The 15,180-nt window shown below is 70.2% G+C and carries 17 protein-coding genes; all 17 read left to right on the top strand.

Features of this window, described 5'->3' with window-relative positions; translation table 11 throughout:
• On the top strand, window positions 1–305 hold a 305-nt coding region (locus BFN01_RS11670; RefSeq protein ID WP_143187231.1), incomplete at its 5' end, for a sigma factor-like helix-turn-helix DNA-binding protein.
• An 88-nt stretch (window positions 306–393) separates the two neighbouring features.
• Window positions 394–1,572: a flagellin gene (locus BFN01_RS11665; protein ID WP_071644525.1), complete on the top strand. Its 1,179-nt coding sequence runs from the start codon at window positions 394–396 to the stop codon at window positions 1,570–1,572.
• 63 nt (window positions 1,573–1,635) lie between these two features.
• Window positions 1,636–3,018 carry a flagellar filament capping protein FliD gene (gene fliD / locus BFN01_RS11660; protein WP_071644524.1) on the top strand — a complete coding sequence of 461 codons (1,383 nt, stop codon included), beginning with the start codon at window positions 1,636–1,638 and terminating at the stop codon, window positions 3,016–3,018.
• A gap of 2 nt (window positions 3,019–3,020) precedes the next feature.
• Window positions 3,021–3,425, top strand: a complete 405-nt coding sequence (gene fliS, locus BFN01_RS11655; protein WP_071644523.1) for a flagellar export chaperone FliS — start codon at window positions 3,021–3,023, stop codon at window positions 3,423–3,425.
• Complete coding sequence (locus BFN01_RS11650; protein ID WP_071644522.1) at window positions 3,422–3,688, top strand: hypothetical protein; 267 nt, start codon at window positions 3,422–3,424, stop codon at window positions 3,686–3,688. Before fliS ends, BFN01_RS11650 begins: the two co-directional genes overlap by 4 nt.
• Window positions 3,689–3,797: 109 nt before the next feature.
• The gene (locus BFN01_RS11645; protein ID WP_071644521.1) at window positions 3,798–4,139 is read left to right on the top strand and encodes a flagellar basal body protein; all 342 of its coding nucleotides are present in this window, start codon (window positions 3,798–3,800) and stop codon (window positions 4,137–4,139) included.
• Window positions 4,136–4,528, top strand: a complete 393-nt coding sequence (locus BFN01_RS11640; RefSeq protein WP_071644520.1) for a flagellar basal body rod protein FlgC — start codon at window positions 4,136–4,138, stop codon at window positions 4,526–4,528. The genes BFN01_RS11645 and BFN01_RS11640 overlap by 4 nt, the downstream gene beginning before the upstream one ends.
• Window positions 4,528–4,830, top strand: a complete 303-nt coding sequence (gene fliE, locus BFN01_RS11635) for a flagellar hook-basal body complex protein FliE (RefSeq protein WP_071644519.1) — start codon at window positions 4,528–4,530, stop codon at window positions 4,828–4,830. The genes BFN01_RS11640 and fliE overlap by 1 nt, the downstream gene beginning before the upstream one ends.
• On the top strand, window positions 4,830–6,464 hold the full coding sequence (gene fliF, locus BFN01_RS11630) for a flagellar basal-body MS-ring/collar protein FliF (RefSeq protein ID WP_071644518.1): 1,635 nt from the start codon (window positions 4,830–4,832) through the stop codon (window positions 6,462–6,464). The genes fliE and fliF overlap by 1 nt, the downstream gene beginning before the upstream one ends.
• Window positions 6,461–7,459: a flagellar motor switch protein FliG gene (fliG, locus tag BFN01_RS11625; protein WP_071644517.1), complete on the top strand. Its 999-nt coding sequence runs from the start codon at window positions 6,461–6,463 to the stop codon at window positions 7,457–7,459. Before fliF ends, fliG begins: the two co-directional genes overlap by 4 nt.
• Window positions 7,449–8,054 carry a FliH/SctL family protein gene (locus BFN01_RS11620; RefSeq protein ID WP_071644516.1) on the top strand — a complete coding sequence of 202 codons (606 nt, stop codon included), beginning with the start codon at window positions 7,449–7,451 and terminating at the stop codon, window positions 8,052–8,054. The genes fliG and BFN01_RS11620 overlap by 11 nt, the downstream gene beginning before the upstream one ends.
• Window positions 8,051–9,343 carry a FliI/YscN family ATPase gene (locus BFN01_RS11615; RefSeq protein ID WP_071644515.1) on the top strand — a complete coding sequence of 431 codons (1,293 nt, stop codon included), beginning with the start codon at window positions 8,051–8,053 and terminating at the stop codon, window positions 9,341–9,343. The genes BFN01_RS11620 and BFN01_RS11615 overlap by 4 nt, the downstream gene beginning before the upstream one ends.
• Window positions 9,343–9,765, top strand: a complete 423-nt coding sequence (locus BFN01_RS11610; protein ID WP_071644514.1) for a hypothetical protein — start codon at window positions 9,343–9,345, stop codon at window positions 9,763–9,765. The genes BFN01_RS11615 and BFN01_RS11610 overlap by 1 nt, the downstream gene beginning before the upstream one ends.
• Window positions 9,762–11,186, top strand: a complete 1,425-nt coding sequence (locus tag BFN01_RS15230; RefSeq protein ID WP_143187230.1) for a hypothetical protein — start codon at window positions 9,762–9,764, stop codon at window positions 11,184–11,186. Before BFN01_RS11610 ends, BFN01_RS15230 begins: the two co-directional genes overlap by 4 nt.
• Before the next feature lie 15 nt (window positions 11,187–11,201).
• On the top strand, window positions 11,202–11,627 hold the full coding sequence (locus BFN01_RS11600; RefSeq protein ID WP_071644512.1) for a flagellar hook assembly protein FlgD: 426 nt from the start codon (window positions 11,202–11,204) through the stop codon (window positions 11,625–11,627).
• Window positions 11,628–11,637: 10 nt separating this feature from the next.
• On the top strand, window positions 11,638–12,795 hold the full coding sequence (locus tag BFN01_RS11595; protein WP_071644511.1) for a flagellar hook protein FlgE: 1,158 nt from the start codon (window positions 11,638–11,640) through the stop codon (window positions 12,793–12,795).
• Window positions 12,796–13,030: 235 nt separating this feature from the next.
• Window positions 13,031–15,145, top strand: a complete 2,115-nt coding sequence (locus BFN01_RS11590; RefSeq protein ID WP_071644510.1) for an MMPL family transporter — start codon at window positions 13,031–13,033, stop codon at window positions 15,143–15,145.
• Window positions 15,146–15,180: the final 35 nt, after the last annotated feature.

Raw genomic sequence — 15,180 nt, 5'->3', positions numbered from 1 at the left:
TGTGTATAAGAGACAGGCCTGAGCGGATGCGATCGATCGTGCACGCCGTGCACATCGACGAGCGCCCCGTGAAGGAGATCGCTGAAGAACTGGGCGTCTCGCACTCGGCCGTGTCGCAGCAGCGCGCCGAGGCGATCCGTCTGCTGCGGGATGCCCTGGAGCGGTACTACCGCGACGGAGAAGAGGCACCGACGTCCTCGCGGGTCTCCGCGTCGGTGCGCGAAGGGTTCTTCGCGCGCATCGCCGAGACCGGCGGGGCGCGCATCGCCCGTGCCCTCGCGGCGCCGGAGCCGGTCGCGACCTGACGACTTACGCCCTCGTCGTATCCGCCGATAGGTGACCGTGAAGCCCACGGACGGGCTTCGTACGAATCCCATCACGGAGGAACACAACATGGGTATGCAGATCAACACCAACGTGTCGGCGCTCAACGCCTACCGCAACCTGTCGTCGACGCAGAACGACCTGTCGAAGTCGCTCGAGAAGCTCTCGAGCGGTCTGCGCATCAACCGCGCTGCAGACGACGCCGCAGGTCTGGCGATCTCCGAGGGCCTGCGTGCGCAGGTCGGCGGTCTGAACGTCGCGGCACGCAACGCCCAGGACGGCATCTCGGTCATCCAGACCGCAGAAGGCGCCCTGACCGAGGTCCACTCCATCCTGCAGCGCGTGCGCGACCTCGCGGTGCAGGCCGGTAACGACTCGAACAACACCGAGTCGCGCGCCGCGATCACCAAGGAGGCCGGTCAGCTGCTCGACGAGCTGACCCGCATCTCGGACTCGACCAACTTCAACGGCATCAACCTGCTGGACGGCTCGAAGTCGGGCCTGTCCTTCCAGGTCGGCGCGAACGGCGACAACGCAAGTCAGATCAGCGTCAACCTCACGTCCGCGAACGTGAAGACGCTCGCAGCGGATCTGAAGAACGGCACCCTGGCTGCGACCGGCACCCGGTTCGACTTCGATGACACCACATCTGGCGCCATCGATGGCATGGGGTCCTTCTCGTTCACCGCCGGCACTGGCACTGCCGTCGAGAAGACCGTGACCGTCGACCTCAGCACCAAGACCATCACCAACGGCGACGAGCTCGTCGCCGCGCTGAACGCGGACGCCAACTTCTCGCAGTCGTTCACCGCGACTGTCGTGAAGGACGCGAACGGTGTGGCAACGGGTTACACGGTGCGCGCGAATGACGGCGCAACGGTTGACGCGGCCACCTCCACTTCGGATAACGTGACGACGATCACGGCCGGCGCTCCCGTCACTGGTGGTCTGGACTTCTCGTCCGCTGGAGCTGCAAAGCTCTCGATCCAGAAGCTCGACGGCGCGATCACCGACATCTCGGCTGCGCGCGCCGACCTCGGTGCGATCCAGAACCGCTTCGAGTCGACGATCAACTCGCTCAACGTGTCGGCGGAGAACCTGTCGGCTGCTGAGAGCCGCATCCGCGACACCGACATGGCGGCGGAGATGGTCAAGTTCACGGCGAAGAACATCCTGTCGCAGGCCGGCACCGCCATGCTGGCCCAGGCCAACCAGGCCAACCAGGGCGTTCTGCAGCTGCTGCGCTGATCGACCGTCCCCGGGTGAGCGACCCGAACGCTCACCCGGGGTCACTCCCTTCGAAAGGCTCCCATGGGAATCGCACTCGACGGTCTGGTGTCGGGCCTGAACACCACCGAGCTCATCAAGTCGTTGATGGACGTCAACGCCATCCCCCGCAATCTTCTGAAGTCGAAGATGACCGACAAGGGCGTCATCATCTCGAACCTGCAGTCGCTGAACACCTCGCTGCAGGACATCGCCACCAAGGCGAAGGCGGCCCTCGCGCCCGGCGCCATGGCGCGCTTCGCCACCACGTCCTCGGCGTCCGGCGTCAGCGTCACCGCGACCAAGGACGCCGAACCGGTCACCGCCGAGATCGTCGTCGACCGCGTCGCGCAGCGCCACTCCGTCGTCACCGCCGCGTACGCGGCGTGGCCGGACGAGCCGCCGGTGCTCACGCTGCAGAACTCCGCCGGCGAGCGGGTGGTGGTCACTGCGGCCTCCTCCTCCCCCCAGGACGTCGCCAAGGCGATCTCCGCGGCGGGTTTCGGCATCACCGCTCGTGCGGTCTCCGCGGGAGCGGATGCCGAGGGATCACCCCTCTACCGCCTGCAGCTGTCGGCCGCCGAGACCGGTGCCGCCGGCGCGTTCCGCGTGGATCGCGGTGATATGGCATCCGTCGACGCCGGCACCTCCACCGACCTCGCCACCGAACCGGGGGCTGCGACCATCACCACCGGCGCGGACGCTCAGTTCCGGCTGTGGGCCGGCACCGCCGCCGAGCAGGTCGTGACGTCCTCGACCGGCACCTTCGCCGACCTCTTCACCGGCGTGAACATCACCGTGACAGCCAAGCCCGCCGATCCCGTCACGATCGGGGTCAATCGCGATGCGTCTGCCCAGGCGAAGGCATCCGGTGACCTGATCTCGCAGCTCGCCTCGCTGCTCACCCGCATCGACAACGGCTCGACGGCGACTGTCCCCAGCGGTGCCGGAGAGACGACCACGCTGGGCGTGTTCACCGGCGACAGCACGGTGCGTGCGCTGCGACGCGCTCTCGCCGACGCGGTGCAGTATCCGGTCGACGACGTCTCGCCCTCGAGCATCGGCATCTCGGTGGATCGGCATGGCGTGCTGTCCTTCGACCAGGCGAAGTACACCGCCGCGCTGGCGGAGGATCCCGAGCGGGTGGCGCGGCTGTTCGCCGGTGTCGTCGAACGCGTGCAGGACGTCGCCGAGACGTACTCCGACAAGCACGACGGCCTGCTCACCGCGCGCATCACCGGCCAGCAGGGCGAGGTCGACGCCATCGGCGAGCAGATCGGCCGCTGGGACGTCCGTCTCGCGCAGCGCAAGGCGACCCTCGAGCGCACCTACGCGCAGCTCGAGGTGCAGCTGTCGCGCATGCAGTCCCAGTCGTCGTATCTGACCTCGCAGCTCTCGGCGCTGACGCCGAAGCAGAACGGATCGTGAACATGAACGCAGCACTCAAGGCGCAGCAGCGCTACCGCGAGCTCGCCATCCTCTCGGCGGGCCCCGAACGACTGCTGACCATGCTGTACGACCGACTTCTGCTCGACATCGAGCGCGGCGAAGCCGCGCAGCGCGCCGGCGACTGGGCCGAGGCGAACACGCAGCTTCAGCACGCGCAGTCGATCGTCGCCGAGCTGACCTCTTCGCTCACCGACACGTGGGAGGGCAGCGCCGGGCTGCGCGGCATCTACACCTTCCTCACGCAGACCCTCATCGGCGCCAACATCGGCCGCGATCCCGAGCGCACCCGCGCCTGCGCCGAGCTGGTCGCCCCGCTGCGCGAGGCGTGGCACGCTGCCGCCGAGTCGATGACGCCGGCCGAGTCGACGGTCGCCGCCCGGGCATGAGCGGCACGGAATGGGCCGCGTTCTTCGACCGTCTCGAACGCGAGCTCGATGACGCCGAGCTTATAGCCGAGCCCTGGCATCCGCCCACGACGCCGATGCCGGCGGAGTTCGCCGATCGGGCTCGTGCCCTGCTGCTGCGGCAGCAGGATCGGATCGCCGACATCCGCCGCCAGCAGGACGCCGTCGCCCACCAGCTCGTGACGCTGCGTCGTGTTCCGGATGCCCGTGCCGACGCCTCGGCGTATCTCGATGTCGTCGGGTGACACGACTAACGAATCCATGCGGTCGGTCGATAGAGCCTGACGAGCAGGGAGCGCTCGCAAGAATCGGCCACGGATAGGCCTCACCTCACCGACGGATGGAAGCCGGTTCGTGTTCGATTCTGTGACCATGTCCGCGCTCTCGAGCGCGCTCGACGGCCTCTCGCTGCGCCAGCGCGCGATCGCCGACAACATCGCCAACATCAACACCCCCGACTACCACGCCAAGCGCGTGCAGTTCGAGGACGCACTGGCCGACGCCGTGAGGGCCGGCCACGGCCGGGCATCCGCCACCGTCGGCGAATCGCTCGAGCCGACCCGACTCAACGGCAACAACGTCAATCTCGACACCGAGACGCTCTCGAGCATCGACACGATGCTGCGCTACCAGTTCGCGACGCAGGCGATCAACGGCTCGTTCTCGTCACTGCGCGCAGCGATGAGGACGTCATGACCTTTGACGCGATCGGCATCGCCGGCACCGGACTGACCGCGCACCGCAAGTGGCTCGATGCGCTCAGCGACAACATCGCCAACATCAACACCGCGGTCACCCCTGCCGCTCCTGCGTTCCAGCAGCGCTACATCGCGGTCGAGAACAGCACCTCCTCCCCCGGCGTGTACGTGGCGGGCACCGAGCTCGGCAGCGCCGAGGGGCGCCTCGTGCACCAGCCCGATCACCCGCTCGCCGATGCCGACGGTTACGTCCGCTACCCCGACATCGACCTCGGCGACCAGATGAGCCAGCTGATCATGGCGCAGCGCGGCTACCAGGCGAGCGCGGGCACGGTCGACCGAGTCCGCAACGCGTACGAGGCGGCCCTGCAGATCGGACGCAGCTGATGGACCCGATCTCAAGCATCGACGCCCTGTCGTCTGCGCTGCCCACGTCTCTGACCACCGCGCCGACCCGCAGCGCAGGCGACGGGTCGTTCGCCACCAGCATCACCGGCGCCATCGACGAGCTGCGCGGTCTGCAGTCGGAATCCGACGCTCTCAAAGTCGCCGCCGTCACGGGTGACCTCGACGACATCCACTCGGCGATGATCGCGTCGACCCGCGCAGCCGTCACCCTCGAGCTCGTCGCCGCCGTGCGCAACAAGGGCGTCGACGCGTTCAACGAGATCATGCGGATGCAGGCCTGATGCCCACCGCGGTCACCAGCATGTTCCAGCGAGCGCGGAAGGCGATCGCCGGCTTCACGATGGCGCAGCGCACCATCGCGATCATCGGCCTCGCCGTGCTCGCGCTGGGCATCGCGGCGCTGCTCAGCTGGGCGTCGCGCCCGACCATGACGCCGCTGTTCACGGGACTGAGCGCCTCGGATGCGAACGCGGTCGTCGAGCAGCTGCGCTCGGCATCCGTCTCGTACGAGCTGACCGACGGCGGCGCGACGGTGCTGGTGCCCGAAGCGGCGGTGTACGACCAGCGACTGGCCGCCGCGGCATCCGGACTGCCGAGCGACAGCTCGGACGGCTACTCGCTGCTCGACGACCTCGGCGTGACCACCTCGGAGTTCCAGCAGTCGGTGGCGTACAAGCGCGCCATCGAGGGCGAGCTCGCCGCGACCATCTCGTCGCTCAAGGGCATCTCGGCCGCGTCGGTGCGCCTCGCGATTCCCGAGGAGAGCGTGTTCGTCTCCGAGACCGTCGACCCGACGGCCTCGGTGTTCATCGAGACGGGCCGCTCTGCGCTCACGGCGACGCAGATCGAGGCGATCGTGCACCTCACCTCGGCGGCCGTGAGCGGCCTGAAGCCCGAGAACGTCGCCGTCGTCGACCAGAACGGACGCACCCTCTCGTCGGTGGGCGTGGGCGCCACCGGCGGGGTCGACCGTCAGGCGGGAGACTACGAAGCCCGCGTCGCCCAGAGCGTGCAGGAGCTGCTCGACAAGGTCGTCGGGCCCGGCAACGCGACGGTCACCGTCGTCGCCGAGATCGACCGGTCGGTCAACGAGCGGCTCGAAGAGACCTACACCCCCATCGAGGGCGGTGCCTCATCATCGGAGCACACGCGCACCGAGACGGGCACCGGCAGCCAGGGCGGCGCCGGAGTGCTCGGCCCCGACAACATCGCGGTGCCCTCGAACGGTGACGGCAGCTACGAGGTCACCGAGGAGACCCGCAACAACTTCGTCAACAAGGCCACGCAGACGACCAGCACGCCGGCGGGTTCCATCACCCGGCAGTCCGTGTCGGTCGCCGTCGACGCCGGAGTCGGGGAGGAGATCGGCTCGGGCCAGCTCAGCGACCTCGTCGCGGCCGCCGCCGGTATCGACCGCACCCGCGGCGATCAGCTGACCGTCGAGATAGTGCCGTTCAGCCAGCAGGATGCGAAGGCCGCCCAGGCGGCCCTCGACGCCGCGATGAAGGCGGCCGAAGACGAGCAGCGCATGGCCCTGCTCGGCACCGCGCTGACGGTCGTCGCCATCGCGGCACCCCTGCTGGCCGTGGTCATCTTCCTGATCGTGCGCGCACGCCGCAAGGCCCGCGAACCCGACGAGTTCGACGCGATGTTCGGAGAGCGCGCTCCGTCTGTGGCCGCCTACGCCGGTGCCGCGCCTCTCGAGTCACCGCTCACCGTGCCGCTGCCGCTGACCGCCCCCGATCCGGCACCCCTGCCGGCTACCGAGGTGCTGCCCGAGCTCGAGATCGAGGCGGAACCCGCCCAGGTCAGCCTCGAGCGCCGTCGCGGTGAGATCGAGACGCTCAGCCGTCGAGACCCCGAGCGCACCGCCGAGCTGCTGCGCACCCTGCTCTCGGATCGGGCGGGCGTATGAAGACTCTCAGCGGACGGCAGAAGGCCGCCGTCGTTCTGATGAACATCGACCGCGTCGCGGCGATCGAAGTGATGAAGCACCTGTCCGAAGCCGAAGCCGAAGCCATCACGGCAGAGATCATCGGTCTGCAGAGCCTGGATGCGTCGACCACAGCGCAGGCGCTCGGCGACTTCCAGCGGATCGCCGCCGGGCACCTGCCTCCCGGTCGCGGCGGGCGCGACATCGCGGCGAGCCTGCTCGAGGCGTCATTCGGCTCCGAGCGCGCGGCCGCGCTGCTGGGCCGGGTCGGCTCGACGAACTCCGCATTCGACTTCCTCACCGCGGCCGACCCCGCCCAGGTCGCGGGTCTGCTCGACGGCGAGCTTCCGCAGACGGTCGCGCTGGTGCTGGCGCATCTTCCGACCGATCGGGCGGCGGCGGTGCTCGCGGCTCTGCCCGAATCGGCCCGCACCGACGTCGCGCACGCGATCGCGACCATGGGCACGGCGACCCAGGATGCCATCGCGATCGTCGCCGAGTCGCTCAAGGCACGCACCGGGCTGCTCGCGACGCGGGATGCTCCCGAGCGCCTGGGCGGCGTCGAGCCGCTGGTCGAGATCATCAACCGGTCGGATGCGGCGATCGAGAAGGCACTGCTCGAGAGCATCGAGAACCGCGACCGCTCACTGGCAGATGACATCCGCTCGCGCATGTTCACCTTCGCCGACATCGTGCGCCTCGACGACCGGGATGCGCAGCGCGTGCTGCGCGGCGTCGACATCCGCACGCTGGCGCTCGCCCTGAAGGGCGCCAACGAGGGCATCGCCGAGGTGATCCGCCGCAACGTCTCGGAGCGCAACCGCGAGAACCTCGACTTCGAGAGCCGCAGCCTCGGTCCGGTGCGCATCTCTCAGGTCGAGGAGGCGCGTGCCGAGATCGTGCACATGCTGCGCGGCATGGAGGCCGCAGGTGAGATCTCGGTGCAGCGCGCCGACGAGGACGAATATGTCTACTGACGCCTTCGCCCCCGCGGTCTTCCCTCGTCTGCGTGACGCCGACGCCGACGCCGAGCGGCGTCGGGCTCGGCAGCGCGGCTATGCCGACGGGCACGCCGAGGGATTCCGGGTGGCCGCTGCCGAGGCGGCGACGGCCGCTGCGGTGGCCCGTGCAGAGCGGGAGCAGGCGGATGCCGAGGCTGCTCGCGCCCTGGCATCCGCCCTGAACGCACTCGAGTCCGCAGCCGCTGCGGTGTCGGCGCGTGCCGACGCCCTCGCTCAGGCGGACGAGAGAAGGATCTCGGCGCTTGCGGTGGAGCTCGCCGAGGCCATCGTCGGCGAGGCGCTGGCCGATCGTGACTTCGCGGCGTTGAGCGCACTGCGCCGAGCCCTGTCCGCGAGCGAGGGCGAGCGGCCGGTCGAGGTGCGGCTCAGTGCCGCCGACGAGCATCTGCTCCGCGGGCACGACGCGATTCCGTCCGGACTCTCGATCGCTGTCGACGGCGCGCTCGCCGCCGGCGACGCGCTGGTCGTGCTCGACGACGGCATCGTCGACGCCCGGATCGACGCGGCGCTGGCGCGCGCGCGGCGCGCCCTCGACGAGGTGTCGCCGTGAGCGCCTGGGCGTCAGTGCTCGACGCCGCCCGTCCCGAGAGGATCGGCACGGTCTCCCGGGTGCGCGGCCTCGGAGTGGAGGTGCGCGGCATCGACGGCGCTGTAGGCGATCTGGTCGAGCTCGGAGACGGTGTGGATGCCGAAGTCGTCGCGACCGGACCGGACGGGCTGAGCTGCATGCCCCTCGCCTCGACATCGGGACTGACCCGCGGCATGCCCGTGCGCAGCAAGGGCGGGCGCCTGCGCGTGCCGATCGGATCGGGCCTGCTGGGCCGGGTGCTCGACGGTCTGGGGCGCCCGATCGACGGCAAGGGCCCACTGGGTGCGCCGATGGTCGACCTCGATCATGCCGCGCCGTCGATTCTCGGGCGCGACCGGATCACGACCCAGCTTCCGCTCGGGGTGCGCGTGCTCGACACGCTGATCGCCGTGGGGCGCGGCCAGCGCGTGGGCCTGTTCGCCGGGTCGGGTGTGGGCAAGTCATCCCTGCTGTCGATGGTCGCTCGCGGCACCGAAGCGGATGCCACGGTGATCGCGCTCGTCGGCGAGCGCGGACGCGAGGTGAGAGAGTTCCTCGAAGACGACCTCGGACCTGAGGGACTGGCACGCTCGGTCGTCGTCGTGTCGACGTCCGATCAGCCGGCGATGACGCGCATCCGTGCGGCCTACACGGCGACGCGCATCGCCGAGGGGTTCCGCGACCAGGGCGCGCACGCGATCCTCATGATGGACTCACTGACGCGTGTCGCGATGGCTCAGCGCGAGATCGGTCTGTCTGCCGGCGAGCCGCCGGCGACGCGCGGTTACCCGCCGTCGACCTTCTCGATCCTCGCCGGGCTGCTCGAACGGGCGGGCACAGACCGGGGCGGCTCGGTCACCGGCATCTACACCGTTCTCGTCGACGGCGACGACCACAACGAGCCGATCGCCGACGCCGTGCGCTCGATCCTCGACGGGCACGTCGTGCTCGATCGTGCCCTCGCGCTGTCGGGGCACCACCCCGCGATCGACGTCCTGGCATCGGTCTCACGAGTCGCGGGCAAGATCACCTCGGCCGAGCAGCGCGCCGCGACGACGACGCTGCGGGCCGTGCTCGCGGCACGCCGGTCGGCGAACGACCTGATCGACATCGGCGCCTACCAGCCGGGGGCCAACCCGAAGGTCGACGCGGCGATCGCCCACGAACGCACCATCTCAGACTTCCTGACGCAGCAGCTCGACGAGATCACGACACCGGGCGAGGCCTGGCAGCGACTGGAGCGACTCGTCGCAGATCTCGGAGGTGTCTGATGACCCGCTCGTTCTCGCTCGCCGGACTGCTGCGCGTGCGCTCGATTCAAGAGCGCGCGGCCGCGCAGGAGCTGTCGCGCGCCGTGATCGAAGAGAACCAGACCCGTACGCGCGAGCGTCACCTGCGCGCCGCGCTGGCAGCGACCGACTCGGATGCCGTCGACGTGCGCTCTCTGGCCGCGATGGCTGCCGCTCGCGTGGCCGGTCGCAGCATGCTCGCCGACCTCGAATCACTCGCGCAGGTGCAGCAGCAGGCCGTGTCGGATGCCCAGTCGTCCCACAGCGAGGTGCGCCGCGAGGTGCGCGGTCTCGATCGACTGGCCGCCGCTCACCTGGCCCGGATGCAGGCCGACGCGCTGCGCGCCGAACAGCACGAACTCGACGAGATCGCCCTGCGTCGCGGAGCCGAGGGGGACGCATGAGCCTGCCGATCGCGGTCCCGCCCTCCTCCGCCGGAGGCATCGCCTCCCCGCCGCGCGCCACCGGCGGGTCGGCAGAGGGCTTCGCCGCAGCCATCCGGGAGGCGGAGGCACCGGGCGATCTCGGCACGCGGGGGTCGACGTCGCAGCGATCGGTCACACAGCGGAGTGATTCGAGCACCACTCCAGCAGACGACCAAGCCGGCGCTTCGCAGCTCGCGATTGCGGCACTGCTCGGTTCGACCGGTACCGGCGCTGCAAGTGTGCCGGGCAACATCGAGCCCGAGACGTCACCGGATCAGCCGCCGACCGTCGGCGCAACGACTGTCGACGGTGCAGAGGCTCTCGAGCGCAACCCGGCGAGCGCGACATCAGCGGTCCCGACTCAGGCGGGCGTCGATGCCGTCACCGCGGCTGCGGGCAGTGACCGGCGGCCGCGGGCGGACAGCCCACCCGGAACGACCGGCCCTGCGCCTGTGGCCGGCCCTGCAGCTCAGGTTGCGCCCGACGCACAAGGCGAGGCGAACGCGGATGCCGGGGCCACCCGGCGCGGGCAGGGTCAGATGCCGATAGCGGCTCAGACATCGGCCGCGGGCGTGGGAACCCCGGCACATACGTCCGCTGGCCAGAGCTCGGCCGGTGAGGAGCGCGCGGGGCAGGCGAGAGCCGAGGCCCTGATGGCTTCGCAGGCTCAGGCATCGACGTCGTCAGCGAGCGACCCCGCGGCCTCGCCGTCGGGCGCACACGCCCTCTCCTCGGCTCAGCTCGCGGACCCTCAGCGCGCCGCGCGCGCCGGTCAGAGCGGCGCCGGACTGCACGGCGCAACCGGCGTCCAGAGCGCCGAGAGCGCAGCGATCTCGTCCGCCGCGACCGTGGCATCCGCTCCTCTGGCCGCCACGTCGGCAGCCGAAGCGACCTCGGCCGCCGGCTCCGCCCGCCCCGCGCTGCTGCCGCAGCTCACCGGGCCGGTGATCGCCCTCGCCCGGTCGCCGGAGGGGCAGCACAGCATCACCCTGACCGTCTCTCCCGAGAATCTCGGACCGGTCACTGTCCGCGCGCACATCGTTGGCAGCAGCATCCGCCTCGAACTGCACTCCCCCTCGGACGCCGGCCGCGATGCCCTGCGTGTGATTCTCACCGACCTGCGTCGCGACCTCTCGGTCGCCGCCCCTGGGGCATCCGTCGACGTGTCCTCGCGCGACAGCGTCTCTGGGTCGTCGCCCGACGCCCAGGCGCGCCCCGACTCCGGACGCTCCGGGGCCGAGTCGCGCGGCGACGCCCAGGCACGCGGCGATCAGCAGCGCCCGGCTGCCGGTTCTGCCGACACCCGCAACGCACCGGCTGCGGCATCCGTCGGCGAGACGCGCCCGCTCGCCGCCACCGACCCCTCGTCAGCGCATTCGCGCATCGACGTGTACGCCTGACAGATAAGGAGCACGATGCCCTCCGTCGAACCCGTCGCGACCGCCAGCGGTGTGCACACCGGCAGCACCACACCCCCTGCCACACAGAAGAAGACGCTCGATTCCGAGGTGTTCCTGAAACTGCTGGTCACCCAGCTGTCGAACCAGGACCCGAGTTCGCCGATGAACACCAACGAGATGATCGCGCAGACCACACAGCTCGCCTCGATGGAGCAGCTCACCCAGCTCACGACGATGACGTCCGAGAGCTTCGCGCTGAGCATGCGCCACACGGCGGCAGCGCTCATCGGCCGCGAAGCGCAGTACGTCGACGCCGACGGCGTCTCGCACACCGGCGTCGTCACCTCGGTGTCGTTCGCCGGCCCCGTCCCCCTCGTCACGATCGGCGACGAGAACGTCCCGCTCGATGCCCTCTCCGGCCTGACTCTCACCTCCTCCTGAAAGGCTCACCATGCTCCGCTCGCTCTTCTCCGGGATCTCCGGTCTGCGCACCCACCAGACCATGCTCGACGTCACAGGCAACAACATCGCCAACGTCAACACGGTCGGGTTCAAGTCGTCCGCCGTGCAGTTCCAGGACTCGCTCTCGCAGCTCGTGCAGAACTCGATGGGTCCGCGCGCCGACGCCGGCGGATCGAACCCGGCCCAGGTCGGTCTCGGCGCGCAGCTCGCCGGCATCCGCACCAACTTCTCCTCCGGCGCCCCGCAGCCGACCGGCGTGCCGACCGATCTGATGATCGCCGGTGACGGATTCTTCATGGTGCGCTCCGGCGGCGAGACGCTCTACACCCGCAATGGAGGGTTCTCGTTCGACGCCGCAGGCCGGCTCACCAGCGCGGACGGCGCCCTCGTGCAGGGCTGGACCGCGCAGGACGGCGTGATCACCGGCGGCCAGGCGCTCGGCAGCATCACGCTGCCGGTGGGCGCGGTGGTGCCCGCCGTCGGCACGACCCGCGCCGGTGCAACAGGAAACCTGCCCGCGGAGACCGCCGAGGACGCTCAGCTCGTCCGCGACATCCAGGTCTACGACGATGGCGGCAACGCGACCACGCTGCGTCTCACCTTCACGCGCACTGCCGGCGGCTGGGACGTCGCGTCGGGCGGGAACACCATCTCTCTGACCCTCACCGACGGCCGGCTGACCGGCCCGAAGGAGATCACCTCGAATGGCGTCGCCGTCGACCTGTCGAAGCTCACGGGCTTCAGCAACGTCAGCACCGTCGCCGTCACCGAGCAGAACGGTCGGCCCGCCGGCACGCTGTCGTCGTACGCGCTCACCGAAGACGGCAGCCTCATGGGCACGTTCAGCAACGGCGAATCACGGGTGCTCGCACGCGTCGCTCTTGCCGGTTTCACCAACCCGGGCGGCCTCGAGAAGACCGGATCGTCGCAGTTCCGCCCGACCGCGAACTCGGGTCAGGCGACCGTGGGGCAGGCCGGTCAGGACGGCATGGGCGGCATCATCAGCGGCGCTCTGGAGATGTCGAACGTCGACCTGTCCCAGGAGTTCACCAACCTCATCGTGGCGCAGCGCGGCTTCCAGGCGAACGCTCGCATCATCACCACCAGCGACGAGGTGCTGCAGGAGCTCACCAACCTGAAGCGCTGACCCTCGCTGGTGCCGGCATCCGGCATCCGCCCGTCCAGCTCGTGGGCATCCGCCCGCCCAGCTCACTGGTCCCGTATGGCCGTCTCGCTCCGCGCGAGGCGGCCATTCGGCACCTGCGGGCACGCCGCGCGCGACCGCGCGCGACCGAACCCGCGGCGTCTCATCCTTTCGGCTGACATGCACTTCACCCTTGCTCGCGATGTGCGCCGCGCGCCGCGCTGGTGGAGTGGATGTCATGCCAGATTCTGCGGTTCGCCCCTCCTTCTCCGACCGGCTGACCTCGCGCCGAGGCGCGTGGGTGTCGCTCGGTCTCGCCCTGCTCGTGATGGTGCTGCTGTTCGGCGCGTTCGGCTCAGCGAAGGCCCCGGAGGGCAATGCCGCGGCGCCGCCGGACTCGGAATCCGCCCGCACCAGCGCGCTTCTCGACGAGTTCCCGAACGCGGGTCGGCAGTCGGTGCTCGTCGTCACCACACGCGACGATGGGGCGGCGCTCACCGACGCCGACCTCGCCGGGCTGAAGGATCTGCTGCCCGTGCTCGACGAGCGGACGGATGCCGATGCCACCGGCCCCCTGGTGAGTGAAGACGGCAAGGCAGCCCTGCTCGTCGCCCCGATCACCGTCGGCGAGACGAACACCGCGACGGCGGAGGTGGTCGGCGACATCCGCGCGGACCTCGCCGAGGAGCCGATCGACGGACTCACCTCGCAGGTGACCGGCGGGCCCGCGTTCGGCGCCGACGTGGCGTCCGCCTTCGAGGGCGCGGACTTCACGCTGCTGCTCGTGACGATCCTCATCGTCGCCGTGCTGCTGATCATCACCTACCGCTCCCCGGTGCTCTGGCTGATCCCGCTCATCGTCGTCGCGCTCGCCGACGGCCTCGCCGGGCGGATGACCGCGGCAGCCGGATCGGCCTGGAACCTGCAGTTCGATGCCGGCATCATCAGCGTGCTGGTCTTCGGTGCCGGCACGAACTACGCGCTGCTGCTCATTTCCCGCTACCGCGAGGAGCTGCTCGAGACCGAGAACCACCGGCACGCCCTGAGCATCGCGTGGCGCCGGACGGCGCCCGCCATCCTCGCGTCGAACGTCACCGTCGTGCTCGCGCTGCTCGCCCTCGTGCTCGCCGTCATCCCGGGCACGCACGGACTGGGAGTGTCGAGCGCGATCGGCCTGCTGATCGCCCTGACCGCCGTGCTGTTCCTACTGCCGCCGCTGTTGGCGGTGTGCGGCCGCGGCATCTTCTGGCCGTTCGTGCCGCGCCCCGGCCAGACCCGCACGCAGGGTCGCGCCTGGCGCGCACTCGCCACGCGGGTCGTGCACCGGCCCGCCCTGAGCCTGATCGGCGGCGTGGCGCTGCTGGCCGTCATGGCCACCGGCCTCATCGGCACCTCTGTCGGACTCGACCAGATCGAGAAGTTCCGCGTGCAGTCCGAGTCGGCCACCGGCCTCGAGGTGCTCTCGCAGCACTTCCCCGCCGGTGAGGCGCAGCCGATCCTCATCGTCGCCGACAGCGACCACGCCGACGACGTGCTCACCGCGATCGACGACGTCGAGGGCGTGGTGCGGGCGCATCCGGCTGGCGAGACGGCCGACGGCTCGCTGACGAAGCTCATGGTCACGAGCGAATACGCCCCGAGCACCACCGACAGCCTCGATCAGATCGCCGAGCTGCGCGACGCCGTGCACGACGTGCCCGGCGCGGATGCCCTGGTCGGCGGCGCCGTCGCGACGGATCTCGACGCCCGCACCGGCAACCAGCAGGACCTGCTGCTGATCGCCCCGCTCGTGCTCGCCGTCAGCTTCATCGTGCTGCTCGTGCTGCTGCGATCGGTCGTCGCGCCGGTGCTGCTGCTTCTGGTCAACCTCGCCAGCGCGGTCGCCGCGATCGGCGCCGGCTCGTGGCTCAGCCGGGTGCTGCTCGGCCAGCATGCTCTCGACCTGCAGGTGCCGCTGCTGGCCTTCCTGTTCCTCGTCGCGCTGGGCATCGACTACACGATCTTCCTCGTGCACCGCGCCCGGGGCGAGGCGGCGAAGCACGGCACGCGCACCGGCATCGTCGAGGCGGTCACCCACACCGGCGGTGTGATCACCAGCGCGGGCATCGTGCTGGCAGCCGTCTTCGCCGCGCTGGGAGTGCTGCCCCTGGTCACGCTCGGCCAGCTCGGGCTGATCGTCGGAGTCGGAGTGATCGTCGACACGCTGGTCGTTCGCACCGTGATCGTTCCCGCGATCTTCGCCCTCGTCGGTGATCGCATCTGGTGGCCGAGCCGCCCGAGCTCTTCGCCCGTGAGCGGTTCGGAGGAAGAATCGACCCATGAGCCTCGTGAGCATGCCGCTGTCACCCGGTGACGAGCCCGGCGCCGATGGCCGGATGCCCGGTCGCG

The sequence above is a fragment of the Microbacterium sp. AR7-10 genome (assembly GCF_001878835.1).
GTDB classification, from domain to species: Bacteria; Actinomycetota; Actinomycetes; order Actinomycetales; family Microbacteriaceae; genus Microbacterium; species Microbacterium commune.
This window is presented reverse-complemented; position numbering and strand designations above follow the sequence as displayed.

What these genes read in the sequence shown, in the direction of transcription:
- BFN01_RS11665 (WP_071644525.1), top strand. Translation starts at nt 394, where the DNA reads ATGGGTATGCAGATCAACACCAACGTGTCGGCGCTCAACGCCTACCGC.
- fliD (WP_071644524.1), top strand. Translation starts at nt 1,636, where the DNA reads ATGGGAATCGCACTCGACGGTCTGGTGTCGGGCCTGAACACCACCGAG.
- fliS (WP_071644523.1), top strand. Translation starts at nt 3,021, where the DNA reads ATGAACGCAGCACTCAAGGCGCAGCAGCGCTACCGCGAGCTCGCCATC.
- BFN01_RS11650 (WP_071644522.1), top strand. Translation starts at nt 3,422, where the DNA reads ATGAGCGGCACGGAATGGGCCGCGTTCTTCGACCGTCTCGAACGCGAG.
- BFN01_RS11640 (WP_071644520.1), top strand. Translation starts at nt 4,136, where the DNA reads ATGACCTTTGACGCGATCGGCATCGCCGGCACCGGACTGACCGCGCAC.
- fliE (WP_071644519.1), top strand. Translation starts at nt 4,528, where the DNA reads ATGGACCCGATCTCAAGCATCGACGCCCTGTCGTCTGCGCTGCCCACG.
- fliF (WP_071644518.1), top strand. Translation starts at nt 4,830, where the DNA reads ATGCCCACCGCGGTCACCAGCATGTTCCAGCGAGCGCGGAAGGCGATC.
- fliG (WP_071644517.1), top strand. Translation starts at nt 6,461, where the DNA reads ATGAAGACTCTCAGCGGACGGCAGAAGGCCGCCGTCGTTCTGATGAAC.
- BFN01_RS11620 (WP_071644516.1), top strand. Translation starts at nt 7,449, where the DNA reads ATGTCTACTGACGCCTTCGCCCCCGCGGTCTTCCCTCGTCTGCGTGAC.
- BFN01_RS11610 (WP_071644514.1), top strand. Translation starts at nt 9,343, where the DNA reads ATGACCCGCTCGTTCTCGCTCGCCGGACTGCTGCGCGTGCGCTCGATT.
- BFN01_RS15230 (WP_143187230.1), top strand. Translation starts at nt 9,762, where the DNA reads ATGAGCCTGCCGATCGCGGTCCCGCCCTCCTCCGCCGGAGGCATCGCC.
- BFN01_RS11600 (WP_071644512.1), top strand. Translation starts at nt 11,202, where the DNA reads ATGCCCTCCGTCGAACCCGTCGCGACCGCCAGCGGTGTGCACACCGGC.
- BFN01_RS11595 (WP_071644511.1), top strand. Translation starts at nt 11,638, where the DNA reads ATGCTCCGCTCGCTCTTCTCCGGGATCTCCGGTCTGCGCACCCACCAG.
- BFN01_RS11590 (WP_071644510.1), top strand. Translation starts at nt 13,031, where the DNA reads ATGCCAGATTCTGCGGTTCGCCCCTCCTTCTCCGACCGGCTGACCTCG.